This is a genomic window from Pseudomonas capsici (genome assembly GCF_017165765.1).
GTDB lineage: Bacteria > Pseudomonadota > Gammaproteobacteria > Pseudomonadales > Pseudomonadaceae > Aquipseudomonas > Aquipseudomonas capsici.
In genome coordinates this window covers 109,547-127,312 of the sequence record NZ_JAFGZD010000005.1, presented here as the reverse complement: position 1 = coordinate 127,312, position 17,766 = coordinate 109,547, and the positions used below count along the sequence as shown (strand labels likewise).

12 protein-coding genes are annotated in these 17,766 nt (G+C 57.5%); 4 read left to right on the top strand and 8 right to left on the bottom strand.

Annotated elements, in window-relative coordinates; genetic code table 11:
• Nucleotides 1–40: 40 nt before the first annotated feature.
• The 5 genes from JSY17_RS08795 to JSY17_RS08775 all read right to left on the bottom strand — a co-directional run bounded on the left by JSY17_RS08795 (nucleotide 41) and on the right by JSY17_RS08775 (nucleotide 9,451).
• Complete coding sequence (locus JSY17_RS08795; protein WP_206400768.1) at nucleotides 41–4,663, bottom strand: NACHT domain-containing protein; 4,623 nt, start codon at nucleotides 4,661–4,663, stop codon at nucleotides 41–43.
• Between the two features lie 144 nt (nucleotides 4,664–4,807).
• On the bottom strand, nucleotides 4,808–6,385 hold the full coding sequence (gene guaA, locus JSY17_RS08790; protein ID WP_206400766.1) for a glutamine-hydrolyzing GMP synthase: 1,578 nt from the start codon (nucleotides 6,383–6,385) through the stop codon (nucleotides 4,808–4,810).
• Between the two features lie 117 nt (nucleotides 6,386–6,502).
• On the bottom strand, nucleotides 6,503–7,972 hold the full coding sequence (guaB, locus tag JSY17_RS08785) for an IMP dehydrogenase (RefSeq protein WP_117164502.1): 1,470 nt from the start codon (nucleotides 7,970–7,972) through the stop codon (nucleotides 6,503–6,505).
• Between the two features lie 95 nt (nucleotides 7,973–8,067).
• Nucleotides 8,068–8,616 carry a sugar ABC transporter ATPase gene (locus JSY17_RS08780; protein ID WP_117186426.1) on the bottom strand — a complete coding sequence of 183 codons (549 nt, stop codon included), beginning with the start codon at nucleotides 8,614–8,616 and terminating at the stop codon, nucleotides 8,068–8,070.
• Between the two features lie 67 nt (nucleotides 8,617–8,683).
• Nucleotides 8,684–9,451, bottom strand: a complete 768-nt coding sequence (locus tag JSY17_RS08775; RefSeq protein WP_200999044.1) for a sulfite exporter TauE/SafE family protein — start codon at nucleotides 9,449–9,451, stop codon at nucleotides 8,684–8,686.
• Between the two features lie 97 nt (nucleotides 9,452–9,548).
• On the opposite strand from JSY17_RS08775, the gene xseA reads away from it, so the two are divergent.
• The 4 genes from xseA (at nucleotide 9,549) to JSY17_RS08755 (ending at nucleotide 15,123) form a co-directional block, all read left to right on the top strand.
• On the top strand, nucleotides 9,549–10,928 hold the full coding sequence (gene xseA / locus JSY17_RS08770; RefSeq protein WP_206400765.1) for an exodeoxyribonuclease VII large subunit: 1,380 nt from the start codon (nucleotides 9,549–9,551) through the stop codon (nucleotides 10,926–10,928).
• Nucleotides 10,929–10,935: 7 nt separating this feature from the next.
• Nucleotides 10,936–11,760: a M23 family metallopeptidase gene (locus JSY17_RS08765; protein ID WP_117164498.1), complete on the top strand. Its 825-nt coding sequence runs from the start codon at nucleotides 10,936–10,938 to the stop codon at nucleotides 11,758–11,760.
• Nucleotides 11,761–12,223: 463 nt separating this feature from the next.
• Entirely contained in the window at nucleotides 12,224–13,894 is a 1,671-nt protein-coding gene (leuA, locus tag JSY17_RS08760) for a 2-isopropylmalate synthase (RefSeq protein ID WP_117164497.1), read from the top strand.
• A gap of 359 nt (nucleotides 13,895–14,253) precedes the next feature.
• Nucleotides 14,254–15,123, top strand: coding sequence for an isocitrate lyase/PEP mutase family protein (locus JSY17_RS08755; RefSeq protein WP_117164496.1), 870 nt, complete (start codon nucleotides 14,254–14,256; stop codon nucleotides 15,121–15,123).
• A gap of 173 nt (nucleotides 15,124–15,296) precedes the next feature.
• On the opposite strand, the gene JSY17_RS08750 is transcribed toward JSY17_RS08755, so the two are convergent.
• The 3 genes from JSY17_RS08750 to JSY17_RS08740 are packed head-to-tail and all read right to left on the bottom strand — an operon-like array spanning nucleotide 15,297 to nucleotide 17,717.
• Nucleotides 15,297–15,731 carry a hypothetical protein gene (locus tag JSY17_RS08750; RefSeq protein WP_206400764.1) on the bottom strand — a complete coding sequence of 145 codons (435 nt, stop codon included), beginning with the start codon at nucleotides 15,729–15,731 and terminating at the stop codon, nucleotides 15,297–15,299.
• Between the two features lie 58 nt (nucleotides 15,732–15,789).
• The gene (locus JSY17_RS08745; protein WP_206400763.1) at nucleotides 15,790–16,581 is read right to left on the bottom strand and encodes an amidohydrolase; all 792 of its coding nucleotides are present in this window, start codon (nucleotides 16,579–16,581) and stop codon (nucleotides 15,790–15,792) included.
• Nucleotides 16,569–17,717 carry a pyridoxal phosphate-dependent aminotransferase gene (locus tag JSY17_RS08740; RefSeq protein ID WP_206400762.1) on the bottom strand — a complete coding sequence of 383 codons (1,149 nt, stop codon included), beginning with the start codon at nucleotides 17,715–17,717 and terminating at the stop codon, nucleotides 16,569–16,571. The genes JSY17_RS08745 and JSY17_RS08740 overlap by 13 nt, the downstream gene beginning before the upstream one ends.
• Between the last annotated feature and the right edge of the window lie 49 nt (nucleotides 17,718–17,766).

Genomic DNA, 17,766 nt, shown 5'->3' with positions numbered 1-17,766 from the left:
GGCCAGGAAGCGGACGGGTTGAGCGGATACGGCTTGGGCCTTAACGGCGCAGCGCAAATGCTGCAGCGTCCTCTGCGCCGTGAACCTCAGCGTCAAGCAGGCGCTCGTAGATCGTCATCGCACGAGTTTTGATCTCTATTGGTGAGCGCTGAAGTGCAATCACAAGCCCTATAAATTCGCCGTCGTACAAGCCTCCAACGGTCCTATCTGGCGATGTACTTGCAAGCTCAGTTGCAGCCTCTGCGATTTCAAGCACCAGCATTTCAAAGCCTGGATAAAGCAACAGGTGCTGAAGCGAGCGTACAAACAGCAGCCCCATCGATTCTCTGAGCAGATCAATATTTACTGCAACAGAAGCCAGCAGGGCTCGCGTCATCTCATCGGGAGGTAATCGCTCGCCACGATCTACAGCTGTAGATAGAGCATGAGCTTCGAACCCACTGACAATGCTGGCGACATAAATGAGGTAGGCATGCGAGCGTCTTCGAATATCGAGATCAAGTTCACCCCACCCCGCTGCAGCCGCAAATAACACGCCAGACCTGGCAGAAATATCATTCCCGGCCATCACCGCTTCGACTATCTCGCCCATCCCACAAGAAGCAGCGCTATCGACAATCACGCTAGCAGCAGAGAACTCACCACCAATCTGCCTAAGCTTATGATCGCTATGACTGAGCCAGAAGTTGACAATCTCCTGCTGTAGGCTCGTATGCATGCGAACGCGCAGGCGCCACAACGACTGGACTACAGCTGCATCTTCAAACGCCGCTGGAAACCTCCGCCAAATCGCCTCAATCAGTTCGCCCACTCTTGCCGCGTCCGCCCACCAAAGTTCATGCGACCTGAACATTAGGATCGCACTCCAAACCTCGGGATCTTCAGGATGAGTAACGTGTAGTTCCAACTCCGCGAGCCAACCGTCACAATCCACGCCGTCACGATGGAGATATCCCGCTGCGATCGCTGACAGCAGCGTGAAATTGCGCTGAGGGAGAAAATGCATCCCGCCGCCCCGGCCGAATAGCATGGCCTCAGGGCGTTGATCTGGTTTCTCATTCCGCTCACGATTGGATTTGTTTAACTCGGCATGACGTACTGTTTCTGCGGCCAGCACATTGGGGTCGCGCTGCAGCCAGCCCTTGAGCAACTCGATGTCACAACTCTCAAGACCTTTCAGGCGTTTAGCAAGTACCTCCATGGCGCTGGCAACATCGTGGCGAAAGCTAGTCGACGAAAAGCCACGGGATTGGGCATCCCAAATCAAAGTTTTTTGTGTCTGAGCGTCAACTGCCTCAACCGCCGACAACTCCCTAATCGCGGCGCCCGTAACCTGCTCGTGCAGACCCGGTTGTAAACGCGGAATGATACGAAGAACACGATCTGGAAACGACTTCGCAAACGCGGCAAAAGCCCGAGACAACTCAGTAACACCGCCCTTCAGCCAGTGTTTCGGGTGCTCATGACGGCCAGTATGGTCGTTTACTGCAACGAACATTTTTATAATCGCATCGTCACTGGCTTTCGCCATCTGATCGTGGCTCATGGGTGATCCAACGAACTGCGCCATCCTACGACCGCCAGGCTTTGCTTGTAGCGTGGGCTGTTCGACCTGCCACTCCTCAACCTGCCTACGACGACGGGGCGTCAGTACTTGCACAGGTAGTTCGGCAAGTAAACGCAACCTCCGCTCATCAGACCAACGGAGCAATTGCCTCCGATGGGCAGGATCTCGCTCTTCCTGTAATTCTTCCCCCCAAGGCTCCCAAGCCTCGATGTAATCGCGCATCCGCTCAATATCAGCGAGAGAGAGGTAGGGAGTGATCTGGGCAATCAGTGTGCTTGACGACCAACCACAGATCATGTGGCCGACACTTCTTTCATCGTCGAACATGTCACTACCTAGATGAAGACGCCGCTGATCGGCCAGGAGAAACGCGAGCGCATACTCAGCAAATACAGCCGAGTTCGCCGCCAAGGTATCGGCCACTAGCGACTGGACCTCATCAATTTCTACAGCAACAACAGTAACAAGCAAGGTGCGCACACCTAGCGGGTCAGAAACTGCTGACTCTTCGAGCACACTTCGCAGAAGCTGCGTCAAATGCCCTTGGCCAGGGTCATGTTTCCAATCGTATGGAACAGATATCGATTGCGGATACCGATGCCCTGGCCGTCCATCACCAACCTCTCGCGATACCACCCCGACAAACCAAGGCAGGAGTCGTTCGGCACAATAGAGCGGTGCGACTGCCGCAATCTTTTCAACACCATAAACGCTAATGTCATTGTGCCGATCCGCAGGCTGCAACTCAGCCCAAAATGAAATGAGATCCAAAGCAACGTGAGTATTACCGTTCTCATGTAAAGTCTTGGCGTAATGGGATATCGCCCAATCTGCCAACGTCGTTCGATTAAAGATCGTACGGACATGGGCAATTGCACGGTCGGTCGCAATACCAGAACGCTCAAAGAGACTAAACACATCTCCGTCATGTGAAGTATCCGACCAATAGCGGTCGACCAGTTCCATAACTTGGTTCGAGTCCTCAGCAACTTCTCGAACGAGCAACATGGTCGCATTCCAGCGATGCTTTTCGTCCTGTAGAAGAAAAGGAAGGAGCGGCAGCACCCCTGACCTCCAGCACGGCCATCTTGTCGCTAGCTGCCTGAATGCCCGATTCGCAAGTGCATGATCGTTACGCGCCATCCAATCGACCCAAGCAATATCACTTGCGCTCGGATCATCAACACTCGCCAAATAATCGGCCACAAGATGGCGCAAATGTCTGCGTGTCTTGGGGTTTGGTAGCAACAAGCGAATAGCAACCTCATAGGAAGCCATATCAACCCTTCGCATGTGCTCAAGGCCGCGCAAGACTGTTCCCCGGGCAAATAACCCTTCCTGGCGACTCCAAGCGTAATCAGCCAGCACTTCGGCAGTTCGGAGCGTCTTAGCCTGGAAATCATCAAGCCACGACTGATGACTGAAGCCGATGCTGGTATCTTCGCGGATGACAATGCCAATTGATTCGGCCCAACGCAGCATTTCGCTGTTGTCCGGGTCATAATGAGCCGCTGGCCGCCAGAGGCTCTCATGCCGTGTCATGTCAGCTGCAAGCTGGCGCAGGAACGCCATACACGAAGCTCGTCCTGCACCTGCGGGTAGCTTCTTGTCGAGCCATCGATCAAGCAGGTTTGCTGCTGTCAAATCAGCAGGACTCAAACCAGACTTGGCAAGATCGACGTATATACCGAGAGCAAAAGGTGTACGCAGCGTCTCTTTGAGGCTATCAGGCACCACCGTAGCGTCGATACCGAGCTCACCGAGCAGCGCGGATATCCGCTCGAACGGAGGCAGGGAAAGTAGTAGCTCATCCGCGTCAAGCAACCTAAATCGAGCGTCGAACTTCGCCTCAAATGGTCGCGAAGAAACGATGACATGAATGGGGAGGTTATTGCCCTCTTGACCCTTTGCTTCCTGAAGCCTGGACGCAAGGCGAAGCAACACCTGCATGCGCTGTGAACTCTGGTCCATCACTTCACTAACAGCGTCAAGCTGATCGATGATCAGTACAACCGGGACTTCAACCGCTAACGAGAGAAGCTCCTGCTCGATATCACTTGTCATACCAAGATCGCGAGCGAGGTCGGTGAAATCCACAATATCTGGGCTAAGCATGTCGGCCTTTATCGCGAGCACAATCTGGCCGCGAGCTTTGAGGGCACCATACAGCTCAGCGAGAAGTGCTGACTTCCCGGTCCCCGCGCCTCCGACGACCAGCGTGGAGCCTGCAGGGTGCCGACTGATCCGCTGGATCAGATCATCGAACTCTGGTCGCTTAATATGCTGCCCCCAAATCATTTGAGGCCAGGCAGCCAGAACGCGTGACCCGCACGTAATATCTTCCTCAACATCAGCTCTGGTAAATGTCTTTGTGCTCTTTGAAACCAAGCCGACTGCAGCGAACCGCTTCTCGATCATGGCCTCGGCATCCTCCACAGCCACGACAAGTTGAGCTTTGAAAAACCTCTGACGAACAGCAGGAATGCACTCTAGTAACGCGTCTAGGTCGACTGGCCTAAGAAGTTCATATTTCAGGCTCTTGAGCGCCTTACTGATGCCAGGCATAACAACCTCAATCTTCAGTGCCGAGAATGCCTCATACTTTTTAATGACACAGGTAACCAGACCTAGAAGTTCTGCTTCATTGGAAGTTAGCCACGTCTGTGGCGTATCAAAAAAATCGGTTACTGTATTTGCGGGATCCGAAGCAAGGACAAGAATAAAACGAAAATCGGTCGGGTCCGGCATAAGCGCCGGCTCAAGCACGACATTCAGAAGAAACTTGATTACTTCACGGAGCGTATCTGGCCGCGTGAAACCAGCTTTAACCTTTTTGCACTGAATAAGCCCAACCGGCCGCTCATCCTTCGTGAGCCAAACATCACGCCCTTGGTCAGCTCCCGTGACCATCAAACGAGCATTGCTGTACCACGGAAAATCAGACGCACACTCGTTATAGATGCTGTACAGAAGGAGTTCAAAATCAGCGTCCGTTAACGCAAGATAATTTGCTCTATCTGGCCCAACACGGCCTTCGTCTACTGTTCCGACGTGAGCGTACGCAACGTTAATCTCATCATCTGTGAGGAGTTTCATTCTGATCTTCCATGTTTGACAATATCCAGCTACTGACAGAGAGCTGCTACCAAATAATGCGGAACTTTCAATAGCGAGATTAAGCTATTCGTTCAGGCATGAAAAAACCGGCAAAAGCCGGTTCTTTCATGCCTCACTGTGGGATCATTCCCACTCAATCGTAGCCGGCGGCTTGCTCGAAACATCATAGGTCACCCGCGAAATCCCATCGATCTCGTTGATGATCCGCCCGCTGACGGTTTCCAACAGTTCGTAAGGCAGGTGTGCCCAACGTGCGGTCATGAAGTCGATGGTTTCCACGGCGCGCAGGGCGACGACCCAGGCGTAGCGGCGGCCATCGCCGACGACGCCGACGGATTTGACTGGCTGGAAGACGACGAATGCCTGGCTGACCTTGTGGTACCAGTCGGCCTTGCGCAGTTCTTCGATGAAGATATGGTCGGCGCGACGCAGCAGGTCGGCGTATTCCTTCTTCACTTCACCGAGGATACGCACGCCCAGGCCCGGGCCCGGGAATGGATGGCGGTAGACCATGTCGTATGGCAGGCCGAGTTCCAGACCGAGACGGCGGACTTCGTCCTTGAACAGCTCGCGCAGGGGTTCAACCAGCTTGAGGTTCATTTCTTCCGGCAGGCCGCCCACGTTGTGGTGAGACTTGATGACGTGAGCCTTGCCGCTTTTCGCGCCAGCCGACTCGATCACGTCCGGGTAGATAGTGCCCTGGGCCAGGTACTTGATGTTTTCCAGCTTGCAGGACTCGGCATCGAACACGTCGATGAAGGTACGACCGATGATCTTGCGCTTCTTCTCAGGATCGCTTTCGCCAGCCAGGTTGTTCAGGAACTGCTCTTCGGCGTTGGCGCGGATCACCTTGACGCCCATGTTCTCGGCGAACATGGCCATGACCTGCTCGCCTTCGTGCAGACGCAGCAAGCCGTTGTCGACGAATACGCAAGTCAGCTGATCGCCAATGGCCTTGTGCAACAGAGCGGCAACCACTGAAGAGTCGACACCACCGGACAGGCCCAGCAGAACGTTGTCGGTGCCGACCTGGGCGCGGATGCTGGCAATGGCGTCTTCAGCAATGTGCGACGGGGTCCACAGCGCTTCACAACCGCAGATATCCAGAATGAAGCGCGACAGGATGCGACCGCCCTGCTTGGTGTGGGTCACTTCAGGGTGGAACTGCACGCCGTAGTAGCCACGGGTGTCGTCAGCCATGCCGGCGATCGGGCAGCTCGGGGTGCTGGCCAGGACGTGGAAGCCGTCAGGAATTTCGGTGACCTTGTCGCCATGGCTCATCCAGACATCGAGGCCCAGGACGCCATCGGCATCCACGTGATCTTCGATACCGTCGAGTATGCGGCTCTTGCCGACGACATCGACACGGGCGTAACCGAACTCGCGCAGGTCGGAACCTTCGACGCGACCACCCAACTGGTCGGCCATGGTCTGCATGCCATAGCAGATACCGAAGATCGGCACATTGAGGTCGAAGACGGCTTGCGAAGCACGCGGGCTGTTGGCTTCGTGCACGGACTCGGGGCCGCCGGCGAGGATGATCCCGCGCGGGGCGAATTCGCGAATCGCTTCATCGTCCATGTCGAACGGATGCAGTTCGCAGTACACACCGATTTCACGCACGCGGCGGGCAATCAGTTGAGTGTACTGGGACCCGAAATCGAGGATCAGGATACGGTGGGCATGAATGTCGAGGGCCATGGAAGGAGCTCTGATGAGCAGTTGCGAGCTTTAAGCTGCAAGCTGCAAGTTGTCGGAGTCGCGGTAGTTGCGTCACCGCAACTACCGCTTGTAGCTTGAGGCTTGTCGCTGCCGGTCTTAGCCGACGCGATAGTTCGGTGCTTCCTTGGTGATCTGCACGTCATGGACGTGGGATTCAGCCATACCGGCGCCGGTGATGCGGACGAACTCAGGCTTGGTGCGCATTTCTTCGATATCGGCGCTACCGGTGTAGCCCATGGAAGAACGCAGGCCACCCATCAATTGATGGATGATCGCTGCCAGCGAACCCTTGTAGGCCACACGGCCTTCGATGCCTTCCGGTACCAGCTTCTCGGCACCCGCCGACGAATCCTGGAAGTAGCGGTCCGAAGAACCCTGAGCCTGGGACATGGCACCCAGCGAGCCCATGCCGCGATAAGCCTTGTAGGAACGGCCCTGGAACAGTTCGATTTCGCCCGGTGCTTCTTCAGTACCGGCAAACATCGACCCCATCATCACGCAGCTTGCGCCCGCGACGATGGCCTTGGACAGGTCACCCGAGAAACGGATGCCGCCGTCGGCGATCAGAGGAACACCAGTGCCTTCAAGGGCAGCGGCAACGTTGGCGATAGCGCTGATCTGCGGCACGCCAACGCCTGCAACGATACGAGTGGTGCAGATCGAGCCAGGACCGATACCGACCTTGACCGCGTCAGCGCCGGCAGCAGCCAGAGCCTTGGCCGCTTCGCCGGTAGCGATGTTGCCGCCGATGACCTGCACTTCAGGGAAGTTTTCCTTGACCCAGCGAACGCGATCGATAACGCCCTTGGAGTGGCCGTGGGCGGTATCGACAACCACCACGTCAACACCGGCAGCCACCAGCGCCGAGACGCGATCGCCAGTGTCCTTGCCAGTACCGACCGCAGCGCCGACACGCAGACGACCCTGGTCGTCCTTGCTCGCCAGCGGGTAGGCCTTGGCCTTTTCGATGTCCTTGACGGTCATCATGCCCTTGAGCATGAACTTGGCATCGACGATCAGAACCTTTTCAAGACGGTGCTTGTGCAGCAGCTCGCGCACTTCGTTCTTGTCGGCGCCTTCGCGTACGGTGACCAGACGCTCTTTGGGCGTCATCACTTCGCGAACCGGGATATCCAGGCGATTTTCAAAGCGCACGTCGCGGGAAGTCACGATGCCGACCAGATCGCCATCATGCAGGACAGGTACGCCGGAGATGTTGTGCAGGCGGGTCAGTTCGAACAGATCACGTACCGTGGCATCGGCCTCGATGGTGATCGGGTCCTTGACGACACCGGCCTCGAACTTCTTGACCTTGCGAACTTCAGCAGCCTGTTGTTCGATGGTCATGTTCTTGTGGATGATACCGATACCGCCTTCCTGAGCCATGGCAATGGCCAGACGGGCTTCAGTGACAGTATCCATTGCAGCGGAAACCAAAGGGATATTCAGTTCAATGCCACGGGTCAAACGGGTTTTCAGACTGACTTCGTTGGGAAGTACCTCGGAATAACCGGGCACAAGGAGAATGTCGTCGAATGTTAGGGCTTCTTGACTGATACGCAGCATCGCGGGGGCTCCCGGGCGGGAAAATTGGAAGCGCGCCATTATACCTACACACCCGCGCAGGCTCAATGCAAACCTCAGCCTAATATCAAACGAACTTATAGTCGGACTTTGACGAAGGAAACCGGGCGATCCAGGCGCTCGGCGAAGTCGTCGAGGAAGCCCTGCGTGAAGGATGCATCGAGCCAGTTATTGAAAATGAAACCCAGGTTGGAAAAACCGCAGGCGTCCAGAAACAGGAAGCCGTTGATATCGTCTTCATGCCGACATTCCGGGCAGATGAAATTGTCGGTATGACCGGGCATCCAGTCTTCCAGGCTATCGAACAGCGCTTCACCGATTTCCTGGCGGCATTCAGGGCAACCGGCTTCTTCGGCAAAGTTGTTCAGCGGCGTGAAAATGCAGCGTCTGGTAATCACTTCAAGCCCATTGACCGCCTGCCCGAACGGCAAGGCGTCGGGGTTCTGCACCACCCTTTTCGCACCCGGCGCAATGGCATAGGCCATCTTGTTGTAGGTCCGACCGCAGGTGCTCAGCTCCGGCTCGACCACATTGAGCTTGACCAGCCAGCGCAGGATCAGGCGCGCCCTTGCCTCATGTCCGGGAAAACTGGAGATTTGCGGGACGATGATGCTCTGGGTGTTCATGGCAATGTATCGCTGAAAGCTGATCGAGGGCGGCAGTTTAACAGCTCAACCCGGACACCCGCCCCTTTCAACCGGCCATGTAGCGAGCGATCAGCACCAGACCGCTGACCAGCACCAGCCAGGTCACCAGTCGCACAAAGGTTTCACGAGACAGTTTCGTCACCAGTGACCTGCCGATCCATGAACCCAGCAACATCGCAGGCAACAGGCAGACCGCCAGAAGCAGCAACGGAATTTCGGCATAGACCCCGGCCAGCAGGAACAGCCCAAGGCGCACGATGGTGCTGCAACTGATCAGGGCGCTTTGCGTGGCTCGCGCCTGCTCCTTGGAAGTCAGACGACTATTGAGATATATCGCGTAGAGAAAGCCGCCACTGCCAAACAAGGCACCGAACAGGCCACCGATCGTACCCATGGGAATCGCCCAGCCCGCCGCCAGTTGAGTGGGCCGCACTTTGACCGCCAAGCTGTAAAGCGCGTAGGCCGTGACGAACAGCCCCATTAACAGAAGCAACACATCGGACTTGAGATTGAGCAGAAACAGCACACCCAGAGTGCACCCCACCGCCATGCAGGGCAGCAGACGAAGCAACTCCGCGCGGACCACCGACTGCCGGGAAGGCAGCAGGTTGCCGAACGCCGCCAGGAAGTCCAGCATCACCAGCAGAGGAATGATCCGCGACAGCGGCATGAAATGAATCAGGACAGGCCCGGCAACCAGTGCCGTACCGAAACCGGCAACGCCAAACACGACATAAGCCGCCACCACTGCGAGCTCGATCCACAGCAGATCCAGTGGTGCAAACCCCAACTGGTTGAACCATTCGCCCGCCACACGACTCTCCCTGAAATCACCACGCGCTGCTTATATAGCTGCGCCACCCGGAAACCGCCAGTGGTGGTGGCCGGGCAAATCCCTTTATGATGCCGCCATGATTAAAGATCCCTTTGCAAGACTCGGCCTGGACCGGGAAGTCCTCACTGTCAGCCAGCTCAACGGCCGTGCAAGGGTGTTGCTGGAAGATGTGTTCAGCAGCATCTGGGTCGAGGGCGAGATATCCAACCTGTCGCGCCCGGCTTCCGGCCATGTGTATTTCACGCTCAAGGACTCCGGTGCCCAAGTGCGCTGCGCCCTGTTCCGCCAAAGCGCGGCGCGTGTCCGGCAGGCGCTCAAGGATGGCTTGCAAGTCAAGGTTCGCGGCAAGGTCTCGTTGTTCGAGGGGCGCGGCGACTATCAACTGATTCTCGATACCGTCGAGCCGGCAGGCGATGGCGCATTGCGGCTGGCTTTCGATGCCCTGAAGGCCAAGCTCAGCGACGAAGGCCTGTTCAGTGCCGAGCGCAAGGTCGCGCTGCCGCTGCACCCGCAACGCATCGGCATTATCAGTTCCCCCACGGGCGCGGTGATACGCGACATCATCAGCGTGTTCCGCCGCCGCGCACCACAGGTGGAACTGACCCTGATTCCCACCGCCGTGCAGGGCCGCGAAGCGATTGCGCAGATTGTCCGGGCACTCCGACTGGCGGACGCCCGAGGCTTCGACGCCTTGATCCTCGCCCGTGGCGGCGGCTCGCTGGAAGACTTGTGGTGTTTCAACGAAGAAGCCGTGGCCCGGGCCATCGATGCCTGCGTGACGCCGATTGTCAGTGCGGTCGGCCATGAAACCGATGTGTCGATCAGCGATTTCGTGGCCGATGTGCGGGCACCTACGCCCTCTGCTGCTGCGGAGTTGCTGGCACCGGACTCCAGCGACCTGCATCGCCGGGTGGAAAACCTCAATCGCCGCCTGATCAGCCGCATGCGCGATAAGCTGATGCGCGAGCGCTTGCGCCTGGATGGCATTTCCCGCCGCCTGCGCCATCCCGGCGAACGCCTGCGTCAGCAAGCCCAGCGTCTGGACGATCTGGACATGCGTCTGCGCCGCGCCTTCGAACAAGGCCTGCACAAGCAGCAGGTACGCCTGGCCCATATGGAAAGCCGTCTCGCCGCCCAGCATCCGGGACGCACCCTGGCCTTCCTGCGCCAGCGGCTGAATGTTCTGGCCGAACGCCTGCCGCGTGCCATGCGCGAGCAGATCAAGACTCGCAAACTACAACTGCAAAGCCAGATTCAGACACTTCATGTGGTAAGTCCGCTGGCAACATTGGGCCGTGGCTACAGTATCCTGCTCGACGAACGCGGCCACGCCATCCGCCATGCCGCCCAGACCCAACCCGGCCAGCGCCTCACCGCCAGACTGGGCGAAGGCGAATTGCAAGTGCGCGTCGAGGACAACCACCTGACGCCCGTGACCCTCTCTCTTCTGGACTGACCTATCGATGCTACGTTTTATCGCACCGCTGTTCGCCCTCCTCCTGTGCCTTCCCGCCCATGCCGACAGCTACATCACCCGAGCCCTCAACAAACCGGTGCCCGGCGGCGTCGCGGTGGTCGACCTGGGCACCAGCAACCAGCCGCCCAAGGCCACCTTCCAGGGCAAACCGGTGCTGGTGGTCAAAGAGCAAGGCACTCGCTGGCTGGCGATTGTCGGCCTGCCGCTGACGATCAAACCCGGCACGCAACAACTGTCATCGGGCGGACGCAATCTGAGCTTTACGGTGGGCAGCAAGAAATACCCGGAACAGCACATCACTCTGCAGAACAAGCGGCAGGTCAACCCGAACCCCGAGGACACCAAGCGCATCAACAGCGAAACGCCGAAACTGCTGGGCGGTTATGCGGTATTCAGCCCGGGCACGCCGAGTAACCTGATCCTCGACAAACCGGTCAACGGCCCACTGTCGAGCAAGTTTGGCGTGCGCCGCTTCTTCAATGGTGAAGAGCGCAATCCCCATTCAGGGCTGGACTTCGCAGTACCGACAGGCACGCCGATCAAATCACCGGCGGCTGGCAAGGTCATCCTGACCGGCAATTTCTTCTTCAATGGCAACACCGTTTATGTCGATCACGGCCAGGGCTTTATCAGCATGTTCTGCCACCTGTCGAAGATCGACGTGAAGACCGGCGATCAGGTGCCACGGGGCGGCTTGCTGGGCAAGGTCGGCTCCACAGGCCGCGCCACCGGTCCGCACCTGCACTGGAACGTCAGCCTGAACGATGCACGGGTCGACCCGGCGATATTCATCGGAGCGTTTCAGCCGTAACATCTTTCGCGATTCATTGGCTCTGTCTGTATCAAGTGATGCAAGTCCGTCAGAGGACTGAGGGAGGCAGCTTGCTGGCGACTACCAGCGCTGCACCAGAGACACCACAACACTTGACGAGGACAGAGCGAATTCATTCGCGAAAGCCTTCCTACAGAATCCCTCCTGCTTCAACCCAAACAATAACCCAGCAATAAACGCCCTTAAACAGCCATAAAAGCTCGTCATAACTGAAAAATCGAGAACTTATCTCAATTTTTTCCAGGTACTTGCCAACTTTCACCCCAATCGTTACGGTTGGCTTCATGAAAGCCTCTCAAACCCTCATTCTGTTGCGCCAACATCGGTGTCTGTGCCTGGTCAGTTCACGACTGCCAGGCTAGATTGCGGTGCCTCGCCCCTGTCTTGCGCGTCAATGGCTGGCCGCCTCTTTTCGGCCGATTCAGTACAAAGGACTAAACACATGACCATGCTCAAAGATCCCTCGAAGAAGTACCGCGCGTTTCCGACCATCGATCTGCCTGACCGCACCTGGCCTTCCAAAGCCATTACCGAAGTGCCGATCTGGTGCAGTTCCGACTTGCGCGACGGTAACCAATCGCTGATCGAGCCAATGGATTCGGTCAAGAAGCTGCGTTTCTGGAACACACTGGTCAAGGTGGGCGTCAAGGAAATCGAAGCCTCGTTCCCGGCGGCTTCGCAAACCGACTTCGACTTCGTGCGCACCCTGATCGAAGATGGCCACATCCCGGACGACACCACCATTCAGGTGCTGACCCAGGCCCGTGAAGATCTGATCGCCCGTACTTTCGAGTCCCTGCGCGGCGCGAAAAAGGCCATCGTTCACCTGTACAACGCCACCAGCCCTTCCTTCCGCCGTATCGTCTTCAATCAGGACAAGGCCGGCGTGAAGGAAATCGCCGTGAACGCCGCCAAGCTGTTCGTCAAATACGCCGCCCAGCAGCCGGAAACCCAGTGGACTTTCGAATACTCGCCAGAGACTTTCAGCGCGACCGAACTGGAATTCGCCAAGGAAGTCTGCGATGCCGTGATCGAAGTCTGGAACCCGACACCCGAAAACAAGGTGATCCTCAACCTGCCAGCCACCGTTGAAGTCGCCACCCCGAACGTCTACGCCGACCAGATCGAGTGGTTCGGTCGCAACATCACCCGTCGCGACAGCGTCATCATCAGCCTGCACACCCACAACGACCGTGGTACTGGCGTTGCCGCCACCGAGCTGGGTCTGATGGCTGGTGCAGATCGTGTCGAAGGCTGCCTGTTCGGCAACGGCGAGCGTACCGGTAACGTGGACCTGGTGACCGTGGCGCTGAACCTGTACACCCAGGGCATCAACCCGGGCCTGGATTTCTCGGACATCGACGGCGTGCGCAAGGTCGTTGAAGAGTGCAACCAGATTCCGGTCCACCCGCGCGCTCCTTATGTCGGCGATCTGGTTCACACCGCATTCTCCGGCTCGCACCAGGACGCTATCCGCAAGGGCTTCGCCCAGCAGAAAGATGACGCCCTGTGGGAAGTGCCTTACCTGCCAATCGACCCTGCCGATATCGGTCGCAGCTACGAGGCGGTGATTCGCGTCAACAGCCAGTCGGGCAAAGGCGGCATCACCTACCTGCTGGAACAGGAATACGGCATCTCCCTGCCACGTCGCATGCAGATCGAGTTCAGCCAGGTGGTTCAAGGCGAGACCGACCGTCTGGGCCTGGAAATGACCGCCGAACAGATCCACTCGCTGCTGCGCCGCGAATACCTGCAGGCCAACACGCCTTATGCCCTGATCAGCCACAAGCTGCAGGAAGAAAACGGCAACAGCTCGGTAGATGCAGAAGTGCATGTCGACGGCGAGACCCAGCACTGGCGCGGCAAAGGCAAGGGCGCACTGGAAGCCCTGGTTGCCGGCCTGCCGATCACCGTGGAGATCATGGACTACAACGAGCACGCCATCGGCTCCGGCACCACGGCCAAGGCCGCTGCCTACATCGAACTGCGCGTCAACGGTGAGCGTGCCGTGCATGGTGTGGGTATCGACGAGAACATCACCACTGCCAGCTTCCGTGCACTGTTCAGTGCCCTGAACCGCTCCCTGAGCCAGGCGCAAGCCAAGGCTGCCTGAGTCTGAGTGACGAGGATGACGGACGCCCGTTCGTCATCCTCCAACCGGCTCTAACACGGGCTTTTCGATCCAAAACCCCCGTTTCAGAATCCGCATAACCATGCGCATATTCGGCATAATCTTTTCATTTATGCTGTGGTAGCATGCTGCCTTTAATGGATTTGGCCTGCTGATAGCACCTTTTTCAGCTACCGGCGCCAGATTCAACTTGCCTGTTTGAAGCTGCACCCTTTCCTAAAAACCACGATGACTATTGCATTGATTTCCGGACGAAAAGAATGCACGGGCAGACCAACCGTGCATTGAAAAAACCATCGGCCTCGGTACGCTGAGCTGATCCAATCATATTTGGAGCGATTATGCCCAAGGCTTCCCATCAAGATCTGCGCCGCAACTTTCGCGCACTCACTTCTTCAGATTCCTGCTACCACACAGCCTCGGTCTTCGATCCAATGTCGGCACGTATCGCTGCGGACCTGGGCTTTGAAGTGGGCATCCTCGGCGGCTCGGTCGCGTCCCTGCAAGTCCTGGCAGCGCCCGACTTCGCACTGATCACCCTGAGCGAATTCGTTGAGCAGGCCACCCGTATCGGTCGCGTCGCAGAGCTTCCATTCATCGCGGATGCCGACCACGGTTATGGCAACGCACTCAATGTCATGCGCACCGTCATCGAGCTTGAGCGTGCCGGCGTTGCGGCTCTGACCATCGAAGACACCCTGCTGCCTGCCCAGTTTGGCCGCAAGTCCACCGACCTGATCTCCACCGCTGAAGGCGTCGGCAAGATCCGCGCAGCGCTGGAAGCCCGCGTCGATCCTGAATTGTCGATCTTTGCCCGCACCAATGCCGCGATCATTCCCGTACAGGAAGCCATCAGCCGGATTCAGCAGTATCAGAGCGCAGGAGCCGACGGTATCACCATCGTGGGCGTGCGCGACTTCGAGCACCTGGAGCAGATCACGGAAGGCGTGACCATTCCCCTGATGCTGGTCACTTACGGAAACCCTGCGCTGCACGACAACAAACGTCTGGCAGAGATGGGCGTCAGGATCTGTGTACATGGCCATGCGGCCTATTTCGCATCGATCAAGGCAACCTACGATTGCCTGAGAGAGCAGCGTCAGATCCTGAGCAGCACCAGCGACATGAACGCAACAGAACTGACCCACACCTACACCCAACCCGAAGATTATGTCGAGTGGGCCAAAAAATTCATGAATGTGAACGAGTAAGTACGCAGTTCAGCAACAAACCTGCAGGAAGCAGCTTGCTGGCGAAAAGGCCTGAAAGCGGAAGATATGGCTGAGGTCGCCAGCAAGCTGCCTCCTACGAAGTAATTCATGACCGTCACTGATCGACACCGATAAAAAAGCCTCCGTATGGAGGCTTTTTTTTGGCTGTGCTGTCAGGCAGTGGTTTTGATGCCACCGCTGGTTGTCAGCTCCAGCAAGGTGCCCTGCAAAGTCTGGATGGTCGAAGAGGTCTGGGCGATCTCTCCCTGGATGGCCAGAATACGTGCAGCCTTTTCCTCTTCCGAGCCTTTGCTGTTCTGAGCGGCGGCCAGTTGGGCCTGCTGCCGAACCAGTTGCTGTTGAGCCTGCTTGATCTGCTCTTTGATCCTTTCGATGGTTTGATCAGCCCCGCTAGCACCGGAAGAACCACCTGCACCACCCGCCTTGGCAGCATCAGCTACCTTGGCACCCTCAAGCGAAACGCTCACGCCTGTCTTTTGCGTACTGTCGGTTGCAGTCGAAGTCGCCTTTTCGGTTTCCTTGTTCTTGACAGTCAGCGTCAAGGCACTGGAATAAGCACTGAGCGATGAGGTATTGATGGTAGTCATGGCGAACTCCTGGCTATATTGGGTGGTTATCGACACATCTGAATACAACTTTAATAAATTATTGTATTTCGAATGTGTCTGCATCCAGATTGGCCGGGAAGCGCGCACGATAGCTTCGCAAGGCCTCAGCGCTCAGGGTTGCCTGAAAGACCCCATCCCTGTCTCCGATATCGACGAGGCTTTCCCCCTCGAAATCCAGCACCTGGCTATCGCCGGTGTATGCAAAGCCTTTCCCGTCACTGCCGACCCGATTCACCGCCGCGACATAACACAGGTTTTCAATGGCCCTGGCCGGCAACAGGCGATTCCAGTGCAGACGACGTGCACCTGGCCAGTTCGCGGTATAGAGCAGCAGATCGGTATCCTGCGCATCGCGGCTCCAGACCGGAAAGCGCAGGTCATAGCAAATCAGCGGACGAATGCGCCAGCCATTCAACTCGAACATCACCTGACGCTCGCCAGGGCTGTAGTGCTCATGCTCACCGGCCATGCGGAACAGGTGACGCTTGTCGTAATACAGCAACTCGCCATCAGGACGTGCCCACAACAGCCGGTTGCGATGATTGCCCTCGGCATCACGAATGATCACGCTGCCGGTGATCACCGCCTGGATACGTTTGGACTGTTCCAGCAGCCATTCGGATGTCGGGCCACCCTCGGGCTCCGCCAGGGTTTCGGAATCCATGGAGAAACCGGTGGTGAACATTTCCGGCAGGATCACCAGATCCACGTCTTTCACTGGCGCCAGCAAGGCGTTGAAGTGATCGAGATTGGCCTGCCGGTCATGCCAGACCAGAGTGGTCTGGATCACTGCCAGTTTCAGATCGGGCAACTCACTCAAATCGCGCATAGTTTTTCCGCTGCCTGACGCAACGTCTCCTCTCGTTTGGCAAAGCACAGGCGTATCAGACGCTGGCCTTCGGGCGGTTTCTGATAGAAGACCGACACCGGAATGCTGGCGACCCCGTGCTCACGGGTCATCCACAACGACATGTCGACATCGTTGAGATCCGGACGGATCTGCGAGTAATCCACCAACTGGAAATATGTCCCACCCACCCGCTCGAAGCTGAAGCGCGAAGAAGCAAGCTGGTCGCAGAAGAAGTCACGCTTGGCCTGATAGAACGCTGGCAGTTCTTCCACATGCTCGGGATGCGCCGCCATGAAATCCGCCAACGCCCACTGCAACGGCGTGACACCACAGAAGCTCACGTACTGATGAACCTTGCGCAGCTCGGCGGACAAGGCCGGTGGCGCAACCACATAACCGGTCTTCCAGCCGGTCACGTGGTAGGTCTTGCCGAACGAACTGACCACAAAGGCACGCTGATACAACTCTTCATGGGCCAGTACGCTGACATGCCGCACGCCATCGAATACCAGATGCTCATACACCTCGTCACTGACCAGATAGATGTCGCGATTGGCAATGTGGGCAGCCAGTTGATCAAGCTCGGCACGACTGATCAGGGCACCGCTGGGGTTGTGCGGGCTGTTGAGGATGATCATGCGCGTGCGCGGGCTCAAGGCATCGCCCAGCTTCTGCCAGTCGATGGAGAAGTCCTCCAGCCCGAGCTGTACATGTACGCAACGGCCACCGGCCAGTTCCACGGCAGGCTCATAGCTGTCATAGCAAGGATCGAAAACGATCACTTCATCGCCGGGGCGAATGACCGCCTGAACAGCGCAGAAGATTGCCTGGGTCGCGCCCGGCGTGATGGTGACTTCGCTGTCCGGATTGACCTCGCGCCCGTAACTGCGGGCGATCTTGGCTGCAACCTGCTGACGCAGGGCTGGCAGGCCGGTCATGGGTGAATACTGGTTATGACCCTGGGCGACGTGAAGGCTCAAGGCATCGCGCAGAGCCTGTGGCCCGTCGAAATCGGGAAAGCCCTGGGACAGATTGATCGCGCCGGTTTCGGCGGCGAGCTGGGACATGACGGTGAAGATGGTGGTGCCAACATTAGGCAACTTGCTGTCGATCATTAGGGCCCTTCCCTGCAATACCCCCGGCATCACGGTGGCACGGGTCAGG

Bases quoted from the DNA above. Each gene is read 5' to 3' on its own strand.
- JSY17_RS08795 (WP_206400768.1), bottom strand. From the start codon at position 4,663: ATGAAACTCCTCACAGATGATGAGATTAACGTTGCGTACGCTCACGTC.
- guaA (WP_206400766.1), bottom strand. From the start codon at position 6,385: ATGGCCCTCGACATTCATGCCCACCGTATCCTGATCCTCGATTTCGGG.
- guaB (WP_117164502.1), bottom strand. From the start codon at position 7,972: ATGCTGCGTATCAGTCAAGAAGCCCTAACATTCGACGACATTCTCCTT.
- JSY17_RS08780 (WP_117186426.1), bottom strand. From the start codon at position 8,616: ATGAACACCCAGAGCATCATCGTCCCGCAAATCTCCAGTTTTCCCGGA.
- xseA (WP_206400765.1), top strand. From the start codon at position 9,549: ATGATTAAAGATCCCTTTGCAAGACTCGGCCTGGACCGGGAAGTCCTC.
- JSY17_RS08765 (WP_117164498.1), top strand. From the start codon at position 10,936: ATGCTACGTTTTATCGCACCGCTGTTCGCCCTCCTCCTGTGCCTTCCC.
- leuA (WP_117164497.1), top strand. From the start codon at position 12,224: ATGACCATGCTCAAAGATCCCTCGAAGAAGTACCGCGCGTTTCCGACC.
- JSY17_RS08755 (WP_117164496.1), top strand. From the start codon at position 14,254: ATGCCCAAGGCTTCCCATCAAGATCTGCGCCGCAACTTTCGCGCACTC.
- JSY17_RS08750 (WP_206400764.1), bottom strand. From the start codon at position 15,731: ATGACTACCATCAATACCTCATCGCTCAGTGCTTATTCCAGTGCCTTG.
- JSY17_RS08745 (WP_206400763.1), bottom strand. From the start codon at position 16,581: ATGCGCGATTTGAGTGAGTTGCCCGATCTGAAACTGGCAGTGATCCAG.
- JSY17_RS08740 (WP_206400762.1), bottom strand. From the start codon at position 17,717: ATGATCGACAGCAAGTTGCCTAATGTTGGCACCACCATCTTCACCGTC.